This is a genomic window from Geothrix paludis (genome assembly GCF_022808815.1).
GTDB classification, from domain to species: Bacteria; Acidobacteriota; Holophagae; order Holophagales; family Holophagaceae; genus Geothrix; species Geothrix paludis.
Genome location: NZ_JAKZLC010000004.1, coordinates 409388 through 429281 on the forward strand (window position 1 = coordinate 409388; position 19894 = coordinate 429281).

At 68.6% G+C, this 19894-nt stretch carries 17 protein-coding genes; 10 read left to right on the forward strand and 7 right to left on the reverse strand.

The genetic code is table 11. The annotated features are described in order from the left end of the window. The first annotated feature begins 80 nt into the window (after positions 1 to 80). Positions 81 to 1007, forward strand: coding sequence for a lipoyl synthase (lipA, locus tag MLE64_RS12350; RefSeq protein ID WP_243318015.1), 927 nt, complete (start codon positions 81 to 83; stop codon positions 1005 to 1007). A 60-nt stretch (positions 1008 to 1067) separates the two neighbouring features. Here the strand turns inward: lipA and MLE64_RS12355 are convergent, their stop codons facing one another. Genes MLE64_RS12355 through purB form a run of 3 tightly spaced genes read right to left on the reverse strand, consistent with a single transcriptional unit; the run spans position 1068 to position 4027 of the window. Next, positions 1068 to 1715, reverse strand: coding sequence for a 4Fe-4S dicluster domain-containing protein (locus MLE64_RS12355; RefSeq protein WP_243318016.1), 648 nt, complete (start codon positions 1713 to 1715; stop codon positions 1068 to 1070). Positions 1716 to 1722: 7 nt separating this feature from the next. Next, positions 1723 to 2553 carry a hypothetical protein gene (locus tag MLE64_RS12360; RefSeq protein WP_243318017.1) on the reverse strand — a complete coding sequence of 277 codons (831 nt, stop codon included), beginning with the start codon at positions 2551 to 2553 and terminating at the stop codon, positions 1723 to 1725. A gap of 22 nt (positions 2554 to 2575) precedes the next feature. Further along, positions 2576 to 4027, reverse strand: coding sequence for an adenylosuccinate lyase (purB, locus tag MLE64_RS12365; RefSeq protein ID WP_243318018.1), 1452 nt, complete (start codon positions 4025 to 4027; stop codon positions 2576 to 2578). A 117-nt stretch (positions 4028 to 4144) separates the two neighbouring features. Here purB and MLE64_RS12370 point away from each other — a divergent pair, with 117 nt between their 5' ends. Next, positions 4145 to 5383 carry a serine hydroxymethyltransferase gene (locus MLE64_RS12370; protein ID WP_243318019.1) on the forward strand — a complete coding sequence of 413 codons (1239 nt, stop codon included), beginning with the start codon at positions 4145 to 4147 and terminating at the stop codon, positions 5381 to 5383. An 84-nt stretch (positions 5384 to 5467) separates the two neighbouring features. Continuing rightward, positions 5468 to 5893, forward strand: coding sequence for a gamma-glutamylcyclotransferase family protein (locus MLE64_RS12375; RefSeq protein WP_243318020.1), 426 nt, complete (start codon positions 5468 to 5470; stop codon positions 5891 to 5893). A gap of 51 nt (positions 5894 to 5944) precedes the next feature. On the opposite strand, the gene gyrA is transcribed toward MLE64_RS12375, so the two are convergent. From gyrA to dnaA, 4 genes are all read right to left on the reverse strand, one after another. Then, positions 5945 to 8551, reverse strand: a complete 2607-nt coding sequence (gene gyrA, locus MLE64_RS12380; protein ID WP_243318021.1) for a DNA gyrase subunit A — start codon at positions 8549 to 8551, stop codon at positions 5945 to 5947. Positions 8552 to 8605: 54 nt separating this feature from the next. Continuing rightward, complete coding sequence (gene gyrB, locus MLE64_RS12385) at positions 8606 to 11170, reverse strand: DNA topoisomerase (ATP-hydrolyzing) subunit B (protein ID WP_243318022.1); 2565 nt, start codon at positions 11168 to 11170, stop codon at positions 8606 to 8608. Positions 11171 to 11219: 49 nt separating this feature from the next. Then, a complete protein-coding gene (gene dnaN / locus MLE64_RS12390) occupies positions 11220 to 12353 on the reverse strand; it encodes a DNA polymerase III subunit beta (protein WP_243295257.1) in 1134 nt (377 codons plus the stop codon). 214 nt (positions 12354 to 12567) lie between these two features. Further along, positions 12568 to 14022, reverse strand: a complete 1455-nt coding sequence (gene dnaA / locus MLE64_RS12395) for a chromosomal replication initiator protein DnaA (protein ID WP_243318023.1) — start codon at positions 14020 to 14022, stop codon at positions 12568 to 12570. A 179-nt stretch (positions 14023 to 14201) separates the two neighbouring features. Here dnaA and rpmH point away from each other — a divergent pair, with 179 nt between their 5' ends. From rpmH to MLE64_RS12435, 7 genes are read left to right on the forward strand one after another with little or no spacing between them, the layout of a single operon-like run. Beyond that, complete coding sequence (gene rpmH, locus MLE64_RS12400; protein ID WP_026852422.1) at positions 14202 to 14336, forward strand: 50S ribosomal protein L34; 135 nt, start codon at positions 14202 to 14204, stop codon at positions 14334 to 14336. Between the two features lie 10 nt (positions 14337 to 14346). Continuing rightward, positions 14347 to 14715 (forward strand): ribonuclease P protein component, encoded by a 369-nt coding sequence (locus MLE64_RS12405; RefSeq protein ID WP_243318024.1) that lies wholly within the window; start codon positions 14347 to 14349, stop codon positions 14713 to 14715. Continuing rightward, complete coding sequence (locus MLE64_RS12410; RefSeq protein ID WP_243318025.1) at positions 14712 to 16292, forward strand: YidC/Oxa1 family insertase periplasmic-domain containing protein; 1581 nt, start codon at positions 14712 to 14714, stop codon at positions 16290 to 16292. The genes MLE64_RS12405 and MLE64_RS12410 overlap by 4 nt, the downstream gene beginning before the upstream one ends. Before the next feature lie 9 nt (positions 16293 to 16301). Next, complete coding sequence (locus MLE64_RS12415; protein ID WP_243318026.1) at positions 16302 to 16766, forward strand: R3H domain-containing nucleic acid-binding protein; 465 nt, start codon at positions 16302 to 16304, stop codon at positions 16764 to 16766. Positions 16767 to 16775: 9 nt separating this feature from the next. Next, a complete protein-coding gene (locus tag MLE64_RS12425) occupies positions 16776 to 18077 on the forward strand; it encodes a tRNA modification GTPase (protein ID WP_341482284.1) in 1302 nt (433 codons plus the stop codon). Positions 18078 to 18110: 33 nt separating this feature from the next. Beyond that, positions 18111 to 19595, forward strand: coding sequence for an Asp-tRNA(Asn)/Glu-tRNA(Gln) amidotransferase subunit GatB (gatB, locus tag MLE64_RS12430; RefSeq protein WP_243318027.1), 1485 nt, complete (start codon positions 18111 to 18113; stop codon positions 19593 to 19595). Then, the gene (locus tag MLE64_RS12435; protein ID WP_243295263.1) at positions 19592 to 19882 is read left to right on the forward strand and encodes a hypothetical protein; all 291 of its coding nucleotides are present in this window, start codon (positions 19592 to 19594) and stop codon (positions 19880 to 19882) included. The genes gatB and MLE64_RS12435 overlap by 4 nt, the downstream gene beginning before the upstream one ends. Positions 19883 to 19894: the final 12 nt, after the last annotated feature.

The window sequence follows — 19894 nt, forward strand, 5'->3', positions numbered from 1 at the left end:
CGCTGGGGCCCATCCGCCGGGGAGGACGGGTTGGAGATTCCGGTCGGCTACGGGAAACTGGAGGTTCGCAAGGAGGGCGGATGCCCCGATTCTCGAAGCGCGTGGGCCGCGAAGTGCTCGAAGGACATCCCCGCCTCCCCGAGTGGATCACCAAGGAGCGGGTGAAGCTCGGAGACCTCCACGGCATGAAGGCGGGCCTCCGGGATTCGCACCTGCACACGGTCTGCGAGGAGGCCCGCTGCCCCAACCGCACCCACTGCTTCACCCATGGCACGGCCACCTTCCTCCTCATGGGCGAGGTCTGCACCCGGGCCTGCGGCTTCTGCAGCATCCAGAGCGGCAAGCCGAGGGCCCTGGATCCCCACGAGCCCACGGAGACGGCTGAGCGCGTGGCTGCGCTGGGCCTGCGCTTCGCCGTGCTGACCTCCGTGAACCGCGATGACCTGCCGGACGGCGGCGCCGCCCACTTCGCCGAGACCATCCTCGCCATCCGCCGCCGCAACCCCGGCGTGGGCGTGGAGGTGCTGGTGCCCGACTTCCTGGGTGACCTAGACGCCGTGGCCCGGGTGGTGGCCGCGGGCCCCGCCGTGTTCAACCACAACACCGAGACCGTGCCCAGCCTCTACCCCGAGGTACGGCCTGCGGGCAGGTTTGAGCGCAGCCTTCGCGTGCTGGCGCACGCGAAGGAAATGGGGAAAGCGCTCTATGGCGACGCCTTCCGCACCAAGAGCGGCCTCATGCTCGGGCTCGGTGAAACCGAAGCCGAGCTGATGACCACCTTCGAGGCCCTGGCGATCCATGGCGTCAACATCCTCACCCTGGGCCAGTACCTGCGCCCCACCCGCCATCAGCTGCCCGTGAAGCGCTATGTGCATCCGGACGAGTTCGCGGTCCTGGGCACCAAGGCCAAGGCCTTCGGCTTCCAGACCGTCTACGCTGGGCCCCTCGTGCGCTCCAGCTTCAACGCCCACGAGGTGGCAGGCATGGAAGGCATCAGCATCGCCTAGAAGCACTCGGGAACCGCGAGCTTTTCGCGCGCCCGCAGGGCTTTCGCGCCTTTCGCGGTTTCAGTCCCGCCGCGGGTCCACCACGATGGCCACGGGCTCCGCCGGGCAGGCGAAGACGCAGAGGCCGCAGCCCGTGCAGACATCCGCCTCCACCACCGGATGGCCCACGGTCTCCCCCTCGCGGGGTTCCGCGATGCGGATGGCCTCCTCCGGGTAGGGGCAGCGGTCCACGCAGACGCGGCAGGCGCGGGGCTCCCGGTCCAGGTCGCCCCAGGTGGCGCAGAGGCCCGGCTTCACGCGGGCCGTGCCCATGCGCACGGCCTTCGGCCCCTCGAGCACGGTGCCATCCTTCCGGATGAGCCGGGGCCAGACCAGGGCCTCGTCGTCGCATTCGGCCACGCAGGGCAGCGTGGTGCAGAGGAAGCAGGGGATGCTGCGCGGGTCGAGGTAGGGCGTCTTCAGGCCCAGGCCTGCGTTGGGGCCCGCCTTGAGGATGGCGTTCTCGGGACAGGCCCGCATGCACTTGTCACAGCGGGTGCACTTGGTGAGGAACTCCAGCTCGTCCAGCGCACCGGGGGGCCGCAGCAGCTTGGGCCCCAGGTTCGTCACCGCCTCCTCGACCCTATTGGCCACGAAGCCGGCGAACAAGGTACCGAGGGACTTGAAGAAGTCGCCTCGTTCCTGGGGTTCGTCGAGCTTCTTGGTCATGGTGCCTTCAGTCCATCAGGCCCAGCACCCGCATGGTGGGCCGCAGGGTCCCCCAGAGCACGGGGTCGAAGCCCAGGGTGAGGACGGCGGCCTTCCCGTCTCCCGTGAGGTCCAAGTGGGCCAGGAGATCCGCGCTCACCGCCACGTCCCGGGAGCTGGGCGCCGCCTCCACCCAGGCCACGCCGGCCGGAGCCGCCTTCTTCGCCAGGGAGCGCCCCTCCGCGGCGCGGATCTGGAGGATCAGCAGGTCCCCGTGGAACGAGGGCACGCGGATCTCCATGAGCCTGCCCTTGCCCGCCGCAGGCGGGACCGGCACCACCTCGAAGGCCTGGCGGTAGCCCAGCTTGGCGAGATCGGGATCCTCGCCGTTGAGGACGGCCAGGGTCTGCTCCACGAGGCCATCCAGGCCCCGGTCGCCCATCCAGGCCACGGACCGCAGGTGGGTGCCACCCACGTCGCCGATGCCCTCCAGCAGGGAGGGCAGGAGCGCCAGCACCTGCTCCAGGGCCGGGCGCCCCCTCAGGGACTTCGCGCCCTTGGGCCACCCGCCCGCCAGGGGCATGGGGTCCACCCGGGCCTCGGGCTCGGCCCGCAGGTCCAGGATGCGCCCCGGGAATCCCTCCAGGAAGGAGGGCTCGGGCGAGTCGGCGAGGATCACCGCGTCCAGGCCCTCCAGCAGCGCCGGATCCGGGGCGAAGACCACCAGATCGCCCTCCTCCTCAGCCACGGTGAGCGGGCCGATGGACAGGGGCACCACCGAGGCATCCTGCGCCTCCAGCGCGTTCACGAGTTCGCGACCCAGCAGCGTCTGGGCGCCGATGACGGCGAGCTTTAGCATGTCGAACCTTTCGATGTCAGTGTCAGACGCGGACGGCGGCCTCGTCGGCCGGAGCGTGATCCTTCAGGGCGGCGGCCACGGGGCCCGCCAGGAAGGTCCGCACCTGGTCGCCGGCCCGGCCCGTGAAGCGGCCGGCGTCCAGCAGGGCGGCCAGCTCGGCCTCGGTCATGGCCCAGGCGGGATCCGCCGCCAGGAGCTTCAGCAGCTCGTTGGGACGGCCCTCGGCCTTGATGCGGCGTCCGGCCTCCAGGGCGGCCACGCGGAACCGCTCGTGCAGGTCCTGGCGGTCGCCGCCCCGCTTCACGGCCTCCATGAGCAGCACCTCGGCGGCCATGAAGGGCAGCTCCTGGGCCAGGCGCGCCTCGATCATCTTCGGGTAGACCACGAGGCCCGAGGCCACGTTGCGGAAGAGCACCAGGATGGCGTCCGCCGCCAGCAGGCCCTGGCTGATGGTGAGGCGCCGGTGGGCGCTGTCGTCCAGGGTGCGCTCCATCCACTGGCTGGCGCTGGTCTGGTAGCTGGACGGCATGAGGCCCAGCACGAAGCGGGCGAGGCTGTTGATGCGTTCGGACCGCATGGGGTTGCGCTTGTACGGCATGGCGGAAGATCCGATCTGCTTCGTCTCGAAGGGCTCCTCCACCTCCTTGAGGTGCTGGAGCAGGCGCAGGTCGCAGGCGAACTTCGAGGCCGAGGCCGCGATCCCGCAGAGCACCTGCCCGATGCGGTCCTCCAGCTTGCGCGTGGCAGTCTGCCCGCTGACGGGAATGGCCGGGAAGCCCACCTTCTCGCAGAAGCGCCGCTCCAGGGCTTCGACCTTGTCGCCGTCGCCCTCGAAGAGCTCGAGGAAGCTGGCCTGGGTCCCCGTCGTGCCCTTCACACCGCGCACGGGCGTGGTGCGGATGAGGTGGTCCAGGTCCTCCAGGTCCAGCAGCAGGTCCTGGATCCAGAGGCTGGCGCGCTTGCCCACGGTGGTGGGCTGGGCGGGCTGGAAGTGGGTGAAGCCCAGCGTCGGCTGGTCCTTCCACTGGTTGGCGAAAGCGGCCAGGGCGGCGATCACGTCCTGGAGACGGCGACGCAGCAGGACCAGGGCCTCCTGCACGATCAGCAGGTCCCCGTTGTCGGTGACGAAGCAGCTGGTGGCGCCCAGGTGGATGATGGGCCGGGCACCAGGCGCCTGCTCGCCCCAGGCGTGGATGGCGGCCATGACGTCGTGGCGCAGGGCGGACTCGTGCTTCGCGATGGCGTCCAGGTCCACGGCATCCTGGGTGGCCTTCAGCTCGGCGAGCTGCGCCTTCGTCACCGGCAGACCCAGCTCAGACTCGGCCTCCGCCAGGGCGATCCAGAGGCGGCGCCAGACCCGCTGGCGATAGAGGGGTGAGAGCAGGCGCACCATCGCCTTACTCGCGTAGCGGCTGGCCAGGGGATGCTCGAAACGCTCCAGGTCGGATCCGTCGTGGGGCGGGAGGAAAGGCATGGGAACTCCGGCCTTCCAGTGTCTCACAGGCTCCGACCTGTGATTCCGCTCACGAAGAGGCTTCCATGCCGTCCGCGAAGCGCGGCTAGGATAGGGCATCACCCTGGAGCCTCCGCCATGTACGAAGTGATCCGAACCTCCGATCCCGCTGTGTTCCAGGCCCTGGAGCTGGAGGTGCAGCGCCAGCGGCATCACCTGGAGCTCATCGCCTCGGAGAACTACGCGTCCCGCGCGGTCATGCAGACCATGGGATCGCACTTCACCAACAAGTACGCGGAGGGCTACCCGGGCAAGCGCTACTACGGCGGCTGCAGCCAGGTGGACATCGTGGAGAACCTGGCCCGCGACCGCGCCAAGCAGATCTTCGGCGCCGAGCACGCCAACGTGCAGCCCCACAGCGGCGCCCAGGCCAACATGGCGGTCTACCTGGCCGCCCTCAAGCCCGGCGATACGGTGATGGGCCTGGACCTGGCCCACGGCGGCCACCTTACCCACGGGCATCCGCTGAACAGCTCCGGCATCCTCTACAAGTTCGTGCCCTACCACGTGCGCCAGGAGGACGAGCGCGTGGACATGGACGAGGTGCGCGCCCTGGCCAAGCAGCACAACCCCAAGATGATCGTGGTGGGGGCCTCGGCCTACAGCCGCACCTGGAACTTCCCCCTCTTCCGGGAGATCTGCGACGAGGTGGGCGCCATGCTCATGGTGGACATGGCCCATATCGCCGGACTGGTGGCCACGGGGCATCACCCCAATCCCGTGCCCCACGCGGACTTCGTCACCACCACCACCCACAAGACCCTGCGGGGCCCCCGCGGCGGCATGATTCTCTGCAAATCCCAATATGCCAAGGATTTGGATCGTGCCGTCTTCCCGGGTGTCCAGGGCGGTCCCCTCATGCACGTCATCGCCGCCAAGGCCGTGGCCTTGCACGAGATCATGCAGCCTGAGTTCAAGGCCTACAGCGGCCAGGTGATTCGCAACGCCCACGCCCTGGCCAAGGGCCTGCAGGAGCGCGGCTGGCGCATCGTCAGCGGCGGCACGGACAACCACCTCTTCCTGGTGGACCTGCGGGACCACGACCTCCTGGGCCACGAAGCCGAATCCTGCCTCCACCGGGCGGGCATGACCACGAACAAGAACGGCATCCCCTTCGACCCCAACCCGCCCCTCAAGCCCTCCGGCGTGCGCCTGGGCAGCCCCGCCCTCACCACCCGCGGCATGAAGGAGGAGGAAATGGACCAGATCGCCCGCTTCTTCGATGTCACCCTGCGCCATCGGGCGGATGAATGCACCTTCGCCCGCGTCCGCCAGGAGGTCTTCCACCTCACGGACCAGTTCCCGATCCCTGAGTAGTCCACGCCTTTTACGTAAGAGAATCATGCCCCAGACGCCAAAGCGCCTGGGGCATGATTCTCTTCGGGAGAAAAGATCAGAATGGTGGCCGATGGACTGTTCGTATACGGATCCCTGCGGGAAGGCGGGTCGAACCACGCCTGGCTGATGCGGACCCATCCCGAGGGGCACACCCGGGCCTGGGTGGCAGGGCGCCTCTTCCACCTGCCGGCGGGCTACCCCGCCCTGGTTCCGGGACCCGATCCCGGAGAGCCGCCACCGGGCCCCGGCTGGGTGCGGGGCGATTTTGTCGGCTACGAAGACGAGGGAGATCTCGATTCCGCCCTGGCCGACCTGGACCCGCTGGAGGGTGTGGAGGAGGACCTCTTTACCCGCGAGATCCGCCCCGTGATCCTCGAAGGAGGCCACCACTACCGCGCCTGGATCTATGTGTTCCATGTGGAACGCCTGCCCCGGCTGGAGCGGGAGGCCATGGAGCTTCCTAGCGGGGACTGGGCGTCTTACCTCTGACGAAAAACGGCGCGAACCGCGCCGTTTTTCGCATGTCTAAAGCCAGGGCAACTACAACCCCAGCTTCGGCTGTTCGCCGCCCTCGTCGGGGCCGGGATGGGCGGCCTCGCTTTCGATCAGCTCCTCCTCCTCGTCCAGGGCCATGGCGCTGGCATCGATCTTGGCCAGGCCCACCACGCGGTCCTCAGCACTGGCCAGCTTGAGGAGGCTGACGCCCTGGGCGTTGCGGCCGGTCTTGCGGACCTCGTCGATGAGGAAGCGGATGACCATGCCCTCCTGGCTGATAAGGAGGCACCCTTCCCCGGGCTTGACCAGCTTGAAGCCCACCACCTGGCCGTTGCGGACGCCGGCGCGGATGTTGATGACGCCGGTGCCGCCCCGGCCCTGGAGCCGGTAGTCCTGGAGGAGGCTGCGCTTACCGTAGCCCTTCTCGCAGACCGTGAGCAGCATGCCGTGGTCCTCGGTGCTCTCGTCGGGCTCCACACCCTCCGGCAGGTCCGGCAGGGGGTCGGCCACCTCCATGTCCACGATGTGGTCGCCCTTGGCCAGCTTCATGCCGCGTACGCCCGTGGTGGCGCGACCCGTGGCCCGGACATCCTCCTCCGGGAAGCGGATGGCCTTGCCCTGGGCCGTGGCCAGGACGATCTGCTGCTGGCCCGTGGACCGCCGCACGGCCACCAGCGTGTTGCCATCGTCGATGTTGAGGGCGATGAGGCCGTTGGACCGGATGTTGGCGTAGGCCGCCAGGCTCGACTTCTTGACGGTGCCGTCGCTGGTGACGAAGACCAGGTTCTCGCCCTCGGGGAAGTCCCGCAGGGCCATGAGGGTCACCACGTTCTCCCCGTCCTTGAGGGAGATGAGGTTCCGGATGTGCTTGCCTCGGGTGGAGGCGGCGGCCTCGGGCAGGTCGTAGACCTTCAAGGCGTACACAATGCCCTTGTCCGTGAAGGCCATGAGCGTGTCGTGGGCCTTGGTCATGAAGAGCTGCTCGACGAAGTCCTCGTCCTTGGTCTTCATGCCCACCTTGCCCTTTCCGCCCCGGCGCTGGCGGCGGTAGGCGGTGAGGTCCGTGCGCTTGATGTAGCCGGCCTTGGACATGGTGACGACCATGGGGTCGTCGGGCACCACGTCCTCCATGCGGATCTCGCCGGAGTAGCCCGTGATCTCGGTGCGCCGGTCGTTGCCGAACTGCTCGGCCACCTGCTGGAACTCCTCCTTGATGACCTTCAGGAGCAGCTTCTCGTCCGCCAGGATGGCCTTGAGCTTGGCGATGAGCTTCTCCAGCTCGGCCAGCTCGTCGAGGATCTTCTCCCGCTCCAGACCCGTGAGGCGCTGGAGGCGCATGTCCAGGATGGCCTGGGCCTGCACGGCGGACAGGCAGAGGCTCGGATCCTTCTTGAGGGCCGCGGCGCTGGCGAAGGCGCCCGCCATGAGGCCGGCCTTGGCCTCCTCGGGGGTCTTGGCGGCCCGGATGAGCTTGATGACCGCATCCAGGTGGTCCAGGGCGATCTTGAGGCCCAGCAGGACGTGGTGCCGCTCCTCCGCCTTCCGCAGCTGGAAGAGGGTGCGGCGGGTGACCACCTCACGGCGGAAGCCGATGAACTCCTGTAGCACCTCCCGGAGGGTGCAGATGCGGGGCTGGCCGTTGACGATGGCCAGCATGGTGATGGGGAAGCTGTTCTGGAGCTGGGTCAGCTGGTAGAGCTGGTTCAGCACGATGTCGCTGGGCTCGTTCTTCTTCAGCTCCACCACCAGGCGGATGCCCTCGCGGTCGCTCTCGTCCCGCAGGTCGCTGATGCCGTCGATCTTCTTCTCGCGGACCAGATCGGCGATCTTCTCGATGAGCGTGGCCTTGTTCACCTGGTAGGGCAGCTCAGTGAAGACGATCTGCTCCCGGTCCCCGGCCCGGCGGATCTGCTCCACGTGGGACTTGGCCCGCACCACGCACCGGCCGCGGCCCGTGCGGTAGGCGTCCACCACGCCCTCGGTGCCCAGCATGAGGCCGCCCCCGGGGAAGTCCGGCCCCTTGATGTGGGCCATGAGGCCATCCAGGCCCGTCGCGGGGTGGTCGATGAGGGTCACCAGGGCCGAGCAGCACTCCCGCAGGTTGTGGGGGGGGATGCTGGTGGCCATGCCCACGGCGATGCCCTGGGATCCGTTCACCAGCAGGTTGGGGAAGCGGGTGGGCAGGACGAGGGGCTCCTGCATGCTGCCGTCGTAGTTGGGGCCGAAATCCACCGTGTCCTGGTCGATGTCGCCCATCATCTCGTTGGCCAGCCGGGACAGGCGGGCCTCGGTGTAGCGCATGGCCGCGGCCGAGTCGCCGTCGATGGACCCGAAGTTGCCCTGGCCGTCCACCAGCACGTGGCGCATGGAGAAGGGCTGGGCCATGCGGACGAGGGTGTCGTAGATGGCCGAATCGCCATGGGGATGGTACTTACCCATCACGTCGCCCACGGTGCGGGCGGACTTCTTGTAGGCCCGGTTCCAGTCGTTCCCCGCCTCCCCCATGGCGAACAGCACGCGGCGGTGCACGGGCTTGAGGCCGTCCCGCACATCGGGCAGGGCCCGGCCCACGATGACGCTCATGGCGTAGTCCAGGTAGGACTTCCGCATTTCCTTTTCGATTTCCAGGGGCTCGATGCGATTCAGGTTCATGTGTTTCCCGGTGTTCTACGTGGAACGCAGCTCGACATCCTGCAAAAACAGGACTTAGATGTCGATGTTCTCCGCGAGGAGGGCGTTGGTCTCGATGAAGCGGCGCCGGGGTTCCACGGCATCGCCCATGAGGACGGTGAAGATCTCGTCGGCCTCCACCGCGTCGTCGACGCGGACCTGCAGCAGGGTGCGGCGCTCGGGGTCCATGGTGGTCTCCCAGAGCTGCTCCGGGTTCATCTCGCCCAGCCCCTTGTAGCGCTGGATGCCAAGGCCCCGCTTCCCCTCCTCCAGGACCATGGCCAGCATGGCCTCGGGATCCGAGAAGACCTGCTCCTTGCCGAGCTTGGGAGTGCTTTCCTCGGTCTCCTCGTCGGCATCCTTGTCCTTCGGGGCTTCCTTGACGTCCTTGAGGCGGCGGAGGCGCAGCTCGCCGCCCCGGAAGCCCGCCAGCTCCACCTGGAGGGTGGCCAGGCGGCGGAACTCGCCCCAGTGGGCCACCTGGCTGTCGATCCAGAGCGTGATGGGGCGGCTCATGTGCATGCGCACCAGGCGAAGGCGGTGGGAGGCGGGCACGGAAATTGGGGCTCCGCCCTCCTCGTCCGAGGGCACTTCCATGGCCTCGATGGTCTCGATCTCGCAGGTGCCCAGCTTCTGGCGGGTGATGGCGGCGGCCAGCTCCTCCAGGGCCTCCCGAGTCTGGAACCGCTCGGGGTCCAGCAGGCCCTCGGCCAGGAGGGCGCGCACCAGGGGCTGGGCGTAGCCGCGGCGGTCCAGCTTGCCGAAGAGCTGCTGCACCTCGCCCCACTTCTTCATCTCGCGCACCAGGGTGGCGCCCTTGTGCTCGGTGCCGTCCGGCAGACTGAGGGTCCAGCCGTCCAGGGCCTTCTGGAAGAGGAACTCCTCCAGGGCCCGCTCGTCCTTGAGGTACTTCTCCGTCTTGCCCTTCTTCACCTTGTAGAGGGGCGGCTGAGCGATGAAGAGGTGGCCCCGCTCCACCAGCTCGGGCATCTGCCGGTAGAAGAAGGTCAGCAGGAGGGTGCGGATGTGGGAGCCGTCCACGTCGGCGTCGGTCATGAGCACGATCTTGTGGTACCGGAGGCTCTCGACCTTGAACTCCTCCTTGCCGATGCCCGTGCCCAGCGCCTGGATGAGCACGCGCAGCTCGTTGTGGCCGAGGATCTTGTCGAAGCGGGCCTTCTCCACGTTCAGGACCTTGCCCTTGAGGGGCAGGATGGCCTGGGTGGCCCGGTGGCGGCCCTGCTTGGCGCTGCCGCCGGCGGAATCGCCCTCCACCAGGAAGATCTCGGACAGGGCAGGATCCTTCTCCTGGCAGTCCGCCAGCTTGCCCGGCAGGCCGCCCCCGTCCAGGGCGCCCTTGCGGCGGGTCAGCTCGCGGGCCTTGCGGGCGGCCTCGCGGGCCCGGGCGGCCTCGATGGCCTTCTCCAGGATGGCCTTGGCCTCCCGGGGGTTCTCCTCGAAGAAGCTGGAGAGCTTGTCGTAGACGATGGTCTGGACGATGCCCTTGACCTCCGAGGACACCAGGCGGTCCTTGGTCTGGCTGGAAAACTTGGGATCAGGAACTTTGGCGCTGATGACCGCCGTGAGCCCCTCGCGGATGTCCTCGCCGGAAAGGCTCACCTTGGCGCTCTTCAGCAGGTTGTTCTTCTCGGCATAGGCGTTGATGACGCGCGTCATGGCGGCCCGGAAGCCCTCCAGGTGCGCGCCGCCGTCGCGGTTGCGGATGTTGTTCGTGAAGCAGTAGAGGGTCTCCTGGTAGGAGTCGTTCCACTGGAGGGCCACCTCCACGGTGGTGTCCTGCTTCTCGTCTTTGATGAGGATCGGGGGCTTGTGGAGGACCGGCTTGTTGCGGTTCAGGTGCTCCACGAAGGCGCTGATGCCGCCGGCGTTCATGAAGTCGTGGGTGCTGCCCGAGCGCTCGTCCGTGATGCGGATGTGGACGCCCTGGTTCAGGTAGCTCAGCTCCCGCAGGCGCTGGCTGAGGGTCTCGAAGCTGAAGTCGAGGACGTTGTTGAAGACCTCGGGATCGGGCTGGAAGCGCACACGGGTGCCGCGCCGGGCCGTGGGCCCCACCACCTTCAGGGGGGCGTCCGCCTTGCCCTGGGAGAAGGTCATGGCGTGCTCCTGGCCCTCCTTCCAGACGGTGAGCCAGAGTTTCGACGAGAGGGCGTTCACGCAGGACACGCCCACGCCGTGGAGGCCGCCGGAGACCTTGTAGGCGTTCTTCCCCTCGGTGCTGGTGTTGTCGAACTTCCCGCCGGCGTGGAGCACCGTCATGATCACTTCCGCGGCGCTGCGGCCCTCCTCCTTGTGGATGTCCACGGGGATGCCGCGGCCGTTGTCCTCCACGCTGCAGCTGCCGTCGCCATGGAGGATCACGTCCACGCGGGTGCAGAAGCCCGCCAGGGCCTCGTCGATGGCGTTGTCCACCACCTCGTAGACCATGTGGTGCAGGCCACTGCCGTCATCGGTGTCGCCGATGTACATGCCGGGCCGCTTCCGGACGGCCTCGAGGTCTCTCAGGACCGTGATGTTGTCGGCGGTGTAGCTGTCGGATTCCTGGGGGGTGTGGACACGGGCGCGGGAGACTTCTTCAGACATCAAGACTCACTTGGTTGGGTACGGTGGAATGCGGTGGTGCGGGCGCCGTTCAGGCGGTGGCGCTGGTGGCGAAGCGGACGGGCATGAGGACGTAGCGGAAGCTGAAGTCCTCCAGGCTGGGCGACATGAAGACGCCCTGGCCCACCTCGTCCTTGAACTGGTAGACCACCTCTTCGCCGGGGAGCCGCTCCAGCAGCTCCGTGAGGTAGTCGATGTTGAAGGCCAGCTCGAAGGGCTGTTCCTCGCCCGTGAAAGGCAGCGTGGCCTGGTTCACGCCCTCGTCGGGGTGCTGGAAGACCGTGCGCAGGTTGGGGAACTCGTAGAACAGACGCACGTTCTTGTTGTAGTCGTCCTTCTTCAGGCCCACGAAGCGCAACGTGCGGAGGAAGACCTCGCGGTCCATGATCACGCGCTTGGGCAGCTCGGCGGGCAGGACCTTCTCGTAGGCGGGGTAGTTGCCCGTGACGAGGCGGGTGCTGAACTTTAGGCCGGGCTGGTCCAGGAAGAGTGTGGTGCCGTCCCAGCAGAGCTCCACCTCGCCCTCGTCGCCCAGCAGCGTGGGGATGAGGTCCAGGGCTCGCTTGGGCACGATGAGGCGGACCTCATCCTTGAGCTTCGTGTCGCAGGGCACCTCCGCCACGGCCAGCCGGAAGCCATCCGTGGAGACCACGCGCACGTGGTGCTTGGAGAGGTGCACCAGCACCGCCGAGAGGGTGGGCTTGGTGGCGTCCTTGCTTACGGCGATGGAGCCCAGCTGAATGGCCCGCTTGAAGCGCAGCACGGGGATCTTCACCACGGGCAGCTGGTTGCCGGGCCCGGGAAGCTCCGGGAAGCCCTCGCCGGGCTGGATGTTGTGCTCGGAGTTCATGCCCTTGGCCCGCAGCCACAGGCGGCCGCCGGCATCGGGGCATTCCAGGCTCAGGAGCCCCTCCGGAAACACCCGCACGGTCTCGATGAACTTCTTGCCGGGCACGGCCATGGTCCACTCGCCCTGCCCCTCGCCGGGCACGGTGGCCTCGAAGGCCAGCTCCATGTCCGTGGCCTTCAGCACGACCTCCTTGGGCCGCACGTCCACCAGGATGTGCTGGAGGATGGGCAACGTGACCCGACGGTCCAAGGCGTGCTTCAGAATCCCCAGGGTGCGATCCAGACGATCCTTGGAAACCTGTAACTGAAGACTCATGTATCACCCTTGATGATGCTGAAGCCCAGGACAACCTGTGGAATGACGTCTCAAAGCCCTATCCTACCGGAGTTTCCCCGCTCGGGACAGGCTGTGGAGAGCCTCCGGGGAGGTGCGGAATCCAGGGGTCGGGACCCCTCCGCGCAGCCTGGTCGGCCGGTTTGCGGATTCCCCGGGCTGACTTCCTGTTGAAAACAAAACAACCACAATCAAATCAATGAATGCTATTCAGGAGGGCCTGGACCATCCTGTGGAATTCCGGATCGCGCTTCATGCGCTCCCGCACCGAGTCGATGGCGTTCATGACGGTGGAGTGGTGCATGCTGAAGGAGCGCCCGATGTCGGTGAAGGGCGCGGACGCGATCTCCCGGGCCAGGTACATGGCCACCTGCCGCGGCACGAGGATCACCTGCTGGCGGGAGCGCTTCTTCATGAGGTCCACGAAGGAGACGTTGAAGGTCTCGGCGGTCATGCGGTAGATCCGCTCGGGCGGCACGCCGGCGGTGGGCTCCTCCCCGCTCTGGCCCTGGAAGGCCGCGTGGGCCACTTCCAGGGTGGGGGGGACGCCGATGAGGCTGGCCTGGAAGATGACGCGGGTGAGGAAGCCCTCCAGGTCGCGGACGCTGCCCTTGGCTTTGTGGGCGATGAAGGTGAGCACGTCCTCGGGGATGGGGGGCACGTTCTTGAAGTCCGCGTCCTCCAGCTTCTTCTTCAGGATGGCGATGCGGGTCTCGAAATCCGGGGGCTGGATGTCGGCCGTGAGGCCCCACTTGAAGCGGGTGATGAGCCGCTCGTGGCAGCCCTCCAGCCGCTGGGGCGGCTTGTCCGAGGTGAGGACGATCTGCTTTCCGTGCTGGAGCAGGTATTCCAGGATGTAGAAGATCTCCTCCTGCGTCCGCTCCATCTTCCCCAGCGTCTGCACGTCATCCAGCAGCAGCACGTCGTTCTGCTGGTACTTCTTCCGCATGGGCTCCGTGTTCTTGGCCTTGATGGCGACCGTGAGCTCGTTGAAGAAGTTGTCCACCTTGAGGTAGGCCACGCGGAGCTTCGGATTGCGCGCCAGCAGGCCCTTCCCGATGCCCACCATGAGGTGGGTCTTGCCGAGCCCCGCGCCGCCGTAAATGAACAGGGGATTCATGCTGAGGGGCGTGGCGGCCTTGCCGTAGCTGTCCACCACGGCCTTGGCCGCGGCGAAGGCCAGCTGGCTGCCCGGACCCACCACGAAGCGGTCCAGGGTGTAGCGGTTGAAGAGGTAGGGGAAGGAGGTGGGAGCTTCGGCGGCGGAATGGGAGCCAGAATGCGAGCCGGAATGGGAGCTGGACTCGCTCTTTCTGGGCGCGGTCGCGGGTTCCATGGTCGGGGCGCCCGTCACCTGGAACACCAGGTGGAGGTCCGCCAGGCCGCCCTGGGCCAGCGCGTCGTTGAACTCCTCGGGCAGCTGCTGCTCGATCCAGAGCTTGGCGGCGGCGCTGGGGACCTGGATCCATAGGGTCCCATCCTCGACCTTCAGGGGGGCACAAGGCGCGATCCACTCCTTGAAACTGGCTTCGGGGAGCTGTTTGGACAGGCCCAGTCGAATGGTGTCCCAGAGGGCGGTGGGATCGGTGGAGCGCATGAGTTCACCGGGGCGGTGGGTGGGGCGGCTGGCGTGGCGGAAGCGCGTGGGCACGCAACCTCGGGGGCGGGCTTCGCACGCCACCCGGCCACGGAAGACTCGCGGGGAGGATCCCAAATCTAGCACCCCGGAGGGCTCCTGGGAGGATGGAAATGGCCTTGAGTGGCGCGCCCACCGCTGATACCCTCGAAGGTTCGTCCTCCTCCCCGGGAGGGGACCCCCGAGGTGGAACCATGAAGCGCACCTTCCAGCCCAACAACCGCCGCCGCGCGAAGACCCACGGCTTCCTGAGCCGCATGAAGACCAAGAATGGCCGCCTGGTGCTCAAGCGCCGCCGCGCGAAGGGCCGCCACGTCCTGGCGGTCTGACGCCGCTCCCGTGATCTTCAAGGGCCGCTTCCGCACGGTCCGCCAGCGGGACCACGCTGTGCCCACGCCCCTGCCCCGGCCGCTGCTGGGGCATGAGGCGTATCTGGACATCCGCGCCTGGCGGCGGCCCAGCGGCTCCCTGCCGCTCCTGCTCGTGACCTCCCCCCGGAAGACCGGCCCCGCCGTCCGGCGGAACCGCTTCCGCCGGCAGGTCCGCATGGCCTTTCTGTCGCTCTCCGGGCGTCTCGCCGGCCAGCCCTGGGTCGTCTGGGTGCGCCCCGCCCGGAGCGCGCCCCCCCTTGATCGGCTCACCTTCCGGGATATCGAGGTTCAGCTCGGGCTGGCCCTGCGCCGTCTCCTCCCCATGGACACGCCATGAAAAACCGCAATGTCCTCTACTTCGTCATCGGCAGCATGATCCTGCTGGGGGCCCAGTTCTGGCTCAGTTCCCGGTACGCCAAGCCGGTCCCGCCAGCCCAGGTCCAGGCGCCCGCTCCGGAAGGCGCCAAGTCCCAGCCGACCGCCGCCGCACCCGCCCAGGCCCCCGCGGCCTCCCCTGCGGCCTCCGTGGCCCAGGTTGCCGCGGCGACGGCGCCCACGGGCGTGAAGGCCGCGGATCCCGCCGCCACCCACACCCTGGTCACGGCGGACTACCGCCTGACCTGGCAGGTGGCCACCGGCGCCCTGAAGCAGGCCATCTGGCTCCAGGACGGCACCTCCTTCTTCCCCGACGCCTTCCCGGGCCTGGGCGCCCTGCAGGGGCCGGGCTTCGAGACGGTGCGCGAGGAGAAGGCCGCGACGGGCATCACCACCGTCACCTTCGAGAACGCCGCGGGCGATCGCCTGAGCTACCTGGTGCCCCAGAAGGGCCTCGAGATCCGCCTCGAAGGCCTCTCGCCCCGAAACGCCGCCCTCCAGCTGGTCGCCAACCCCACCGGCGACGACCCCGTGAAGCACCTGGGCCGCGTGTTCACCCTGTCTGAGAAATCCATCCAGGCCGTGACCTGGACCGAGATGCTGCACGACCCCTTCTTCAGCTTCCTGGGCGCCAAGCGCAAGGAGCTGCCGCCCTCCTCGAGCCGCCTGGGCCTGGACGCGGGCGTGGAGAAGGACGCCAAGAGCCAGCGCAACCACTACTTCGCCGCCCTGTGGAAGCTGCCCCGCCCCGCGGGCCGGGATGCCTCGGGTTACCAGCTGCTACCGGAAAACGGCCGCCTGGAGGCCTCCCTCTACCTGGGCCCCAAGCAGGCCGAGCCGCTCCTGGCCTTCGAGAAGCCCTTCACCCGGGTCATCGACTACGGCTTCTTCGGCGCCGTGGCCCAGCTGCTCTTCTGGATGCTGCGCATGGTCTACCGCGTGGTGGGCAACTGGGGCTGGGCCATCGTGCTCTTCACGGTGATCATCCGCCTGGCCACCTGGCACCTGAACACCAAGCAGACGATTTCCATGCTGCGCATGAAGGACTTCGAGCCGCACCAGAAGGCCATCCAGGCCAAGTACGAGAAGTTCGGCGGCGACATGACCAAGAAGGCTGAGATGCAGAAGGAGCTCATGGAGCTCTACAAGAAGAACGGCCACAACCCCATGGGCGGCTGCCTGCCCATGCTGCTCCAGATGCCCATCTTCCTGGCCCTCTGGTCCATGCTGAACGCCGTCTTCGAGCTGCGCCACGCCCCCTTCTTCGGCTGGATCGTCGACCTCTCCGCCAAGGATCCCTACTTCATCTACCCCGTGCTGATGGGCGCCTCCATGTTCGCCCAGCAGTACATGACCCCCGCCGTGGGCGATCCCGCCCAGCGCAAGATGATGCTGGTGCTCATGCCGGCGATGATGACCTTCTTCTTCGCCCAGAGCCCGGCCGGGCTCGTGATCTACTACTTCGTCTTCAATCTCATCGGCATCGCCCAGACCTGGTGGATCATGAAGTCCTACCAGCCCCAGCCCATCAAGGTCTAGGAGACAGCCATGCGTAAGAGCGGCGCCAGCCTGGAGTCCGTCCCTGAGCTCATCACCCGGTGGATGAGCCACCTGGGCCTGTCCGTGGAGGCGAAGTCCGCCCCCTCGGGAGACGAGGAGGCCTTCCCCAATCGCCTGTCCGTGTCCGGACCCGACGCGGGCTGGCTGGCGGCCAATCGGGGCGCGGGCCTGGACGCCCTCCAGTTCCTGGTCCACGAGGCCCAGGGCGAGCGCGAGGACGCCAAGCTGGCCTATCTGGACGCGAAGGGCGCCCGGCTCTTCCGCATGCAGGAGGTCATGGCCATGGGCCGCTTCGCGGCCGAGCGGGCCCGGGAGCTGGGCAGCCACACCCTCGGGGCCCTGAGCCCCCGCGAGCGCCGCTGGGTGCACCTGGTGGTGAGCCGCGAGGAGGGCCTGGGCACCGAGAGCGAAGGCACGGGCACCTTCAAGCCCGTGAAGGTGTTCCGGAAGTAGACTGGCCCGGTGACCCCGGATCCGATCTGCGCCCCCGCCACGCCGCTGCTGCCCTCGGCGGTGGCGGTGGTGCGCGTCTCGGGGACGGGCCTGCCGACCGTCCTCGCGCCCCTGCTGGCGCTGCCGGAACCTCGGGTGGCGTCGCTGCGCACGTTGCGCTGGGGCGGCTTTGCCGAGCGGGCCCTCGTGCTCTTCTTTCCAGCTCCGTCCAGCTACACGGGGGAGGACCTGGTGGAGCTCCAGGTCCACGGCAACCCGCTGCTGGTGCGCCGGCTCCTGGAGCACCTGGGCACCCTGGGTGTCCGCCTGGCGGAGCCGGGCGAGTTCACCCGCCGGGCCCTTCTGAATGGCAAGCAGGGTCTGCTGGAGGCCGAGGCCCTGCGGGACCTGGTGGCCGCGGAGACCGATACGCAGATCCGGCTGGCCCAGGCGCGGGCAGGGGCGCTTCCCCCCTGGATTCTGGCCGCCCGGGAGGCCCTGGCGCCCTGGGTGGCGCGGGCCGAGGCGGCCGTGGACTACGGGGACGAAGAAGATATCTTGTTGGATTTGTTGATCTTGAACCGAGCGTTGGAGCCCCTTCGACAACGGTTCCACGTGGAACAGGCGCGTTGTCGGGCCGCCCGGCACCTCCAGGATGGCCTCCGCCTGGCCCTGGCGGGCCGTCCCAATGCCGGGAAGAGCACCCTGTTCAACGCCCTTGCCGGCGAGGACCGGGCCATCGTCACCGACATCCCCGGCACCACCCGCGATGTGCTGGAGGTCCGCTGCGAGTGGCGGGGGCTGCCCCTCCGCCTCTACGACACCGCGGGTCTGCGGGACACGGAGGATCCGGTGGAGCGGCTCGGCGTGGCCCGCGTCGCCCCCGTCCTGGAGGGGGCCGACCTGGTCCTGCACCTCTGGCCGGCCCCGGACGCGGCGCCCGATCCGGCCCTTCAGGCGGCCCTGGCCCCCTTCGCCGGCAAGGTCCTGGAGGTCCGCACCTTCGGGGACCAGGCCGAGGTGCCCGGCGTGGCCATCGCCGCCCACCGCGGCGAGCTGGATGCCCTGGAGGGCGCCCTCAAGGACCGCGTCCTGGGAGGGCTGGCTCCGGACGCCTGCCTGGGGGCCCTGGCCACCCAGCGGCAGGCCGACCTCCTGGACGACCTCGCCCGCCAGCTGGACCTGCTGGCCAGCCTGGAACCCGGCTGCCCGCCCGAGCTGCCGGCCTCGCTCCTCCAAGGGGCCTGGGGCCTGCTGGCCCAGCTCACGGGGGAGGACCGCGCGGAGCGCACCCTGGACGAACTCTTCAGCGGCTTCTGCCTCGGGAAATAGGCCCGGCGAAGTAGACTGGCCCCAGGAGGGCGCGTGAAGCCTGGATTTGAAGCCATCATCGGTCTCGAGGTCCACGTCCAGCTGCGGACCCGGTCCAAGCTCTTCTGCGCCTGCCGCAACGCCTATGGCGCCCCCCCCAACACCCAGACCTGCCCCGTCTGCCTTGGCCTGCCCGGGGCCCTCCCCGTGCTCAACGGCGAGGCCGTGCGCCTGGGGCTCCGCCTGGGTCTGGCCCTGGGCGCCCGCATCCACGAGCGCAGCACCTTCTACCGGAAGCAGTACTTCTACCCGGATCTCCCCAAGGGCTACCAGATCACCCAGGGGCCCGTGGCGCTGGTGGAGGGCGGGTCCCTGGAGATCCCCGGCGACCCTGCCGTGCGCGGGGAGGATGGCCCCGTGCGCATCCGCCTCGAGCGGGCCCACCTGGAGGAGGATGCCGGCAAGAGCCTCCACGACCAGCGGCCCGACGCCACCCTGGTGGACCTCAACCGGGCCGGGGTGCCATTACTTGAAGTGGTGGGAATGCATGACTTGAGAAGTCCGCAAGAGGCCTCGGACTACCTCAAGGCCCTGCACCGCCTGGTGGTCTTCCTGGGCATCGGCGACGGGAATCTGGAGGAGGGCGGCTTCCGCTGCGACGCCAACGTGAGCCTCCGGCCAAGGGGAACCCAGATCTTCGGGACCCGGGTGGAGGTGAAGAACCTCAACTCCTTCCGGTTCGTCAAGCAGGCCCTGGCCCACGAGGTGGCGCGGCAGGCGGCCCTGCTGGAGGCGGGCGGCGCTGTGGTCCAGGAGACCCGCGGCTGGGACGCGGAGGCCGGCGAGACCCGGGCCCAGCGGACCAAGGAGGCCGCCATGGACTACCGCTACTTCCCCGAGCCGGACCTGCCGGCCCTGGAGGTATCCGGGGCCGAGATCGCCGCGATGCGGGCCTCCCTGCCCGAGCTTCCGGAGGCCCGGGCGCAGCGCTGGCGGACCGCCTTCGGCCTCGGTGAGGAGGAGGCCCTCACCCTGCTCCAGGAGCCGGCCTTCGCGGACTACTTCGAGGCGCTGGCCGCCGCGTCGGGCCAGGGCAAGGCCGCGGCCACCTGGATGCTGGGCGAGGTGAGCCGCACCCTCAATGAGCGCGGGGGCGGCATCGCGGCCTTCCCCGTCTCGCCGGAGGGCCTGGCGGAGCTGGTGGGCCTCGTCGGGGAGCGCCGGATCAGCTTCGGCACGGCCAAGGAGCAGGTGTACCCGGCCCTGCTGGCGGGCGAAGGCCGGGCCGGCGACATCGTGGCGCGCAAGGGGCTGGCCCAGGTCAGCGACCGGGGCGCCATCGAGGCGCTGGTGGCCCGGGTGCTGGCGGACCACCCGGGGCCGGTGGCCCAGTTCCACGCGGGGAAGACGAACCTCCGGGGCTTCCTGGTGGGCCAGGTGCTGAAGGCCGGAGGCGGCCGGCTGGATCCCGGCGTGGTGAACGAAGTGTTGGCCGAAGGGCTGGCCAAGGGCGGATCCGCACCGCATGCTGGGCCATGAGCAACGAGATCCCCCCTTCCCTCTCGGCCTACCTTCCTGGCGTGGGCCATGTGTGCCAGGGCTGCGGGCGGGTGATCGTGGACGCGGTGGAGACGCCGGGCGAGCCCTTCCTCTGTCTGGATTGCCAGGCCCCCGCGCCGCCCTCGGACATGGACGAGCTGACCCGAGCGGCCCTGACGGACCAGGAGCCCAGCGGGCGCCCGACGGGCCGGGCTTCGGTCTGGCGCCTGGTGGCGGTGATCGGCCTGGCGGTGGTGGCTCTCGCCCTCATCTTCTGGAAGTGGTAGGCCGGAGCGGGC

Excerpts from the sequence above, each read along its gene's own strand:
- lipA (WP_243318015.1), top strand. The coding sequence starts at position 81 with ATGCCCCGATTCTCGAAGCGCGTGGGCCGCGAAGTGCTCGAAGGACAT.
- MLE64_RS12355 (WP_243318016.1), bottom strand. The coding sequence starts at position 1,715 with ATGACCAAGAAGCTCGACGAACCCCAGGAACGAGGCGACTTCTTCAAG.
- MLE64_RS12360 (WP_243318017.1), bottom strand. The coding sequence starts at position 2,553 with ATGCTAAAGCTCGCCGTCATCGGCGCCCAGACGCTGCTGGGTCGCGAA.
- purB (WP_243318018.1), bottom strand. The coding sequence starts at position 4,027 with ATGCCTTTCCTCCCGCCCCACGACGGATCCGACCTGGAGCGTTTCGAG.
- MLE64_RS12370 (WP_243318019.1), top strand. The coding sequence starts at position 4,145 with ATGTACGAAGTGATCCGAACCTCCGATCCCGCTGTGTTCCAGGCCCTG.
- gyrA (WP_243318021.1), bottom strand. The coding sequence starts at position 8,551 with ATGAACCTGAATCGCATCGAGCCCCTGGAAATCGAAAAGGAAATGCGG.
- gyrB (WP_243318022.1), bottom strand. The coding sequence starts at position 11,170 with ATGTCTGAAGAAGTCTCCCGCGCCCGTGTCCACACCCCCCAGGAATCC.
- dnaN (WP_243295257.1), bottom strand. The coding sequence starts at position 12,353 with ATGAGTCTTCAGTTACAGGTTTCCAAGGATCGTCTGGATCGCACCCTG.
- rpmH (WP_026852422.1), top strand. The coding sequence starts at position 14,202 with ATGAAGCGCACCTTCCAGCCCAACAACCGCCGCCGCGCGAAGACCCAC.
- MLE64_RS12410 (WP_243318025.1), top strand. The coding sequence starts at position 14,712 with ATGAAAAACCGCAATGTCCTCTACTTCGTCATCGGCAGCATGATCCTG.
- MLE64_RS12415 (WP_243318026.1), top strand. The coding sequence starts at position 16,302 with ATGCGTAAGAGCGGCGCCAGCCTGGAGTCCGTCCCTGAGCTCATCACC.
- MLE64_RS12435 (WP_243295263.1), top strand. The coding sequence starts at position 19,592 with ATGAGCAACGAGATCCCCCCTTCCCTCTCGGCCTACCTTCCTGGCGTG.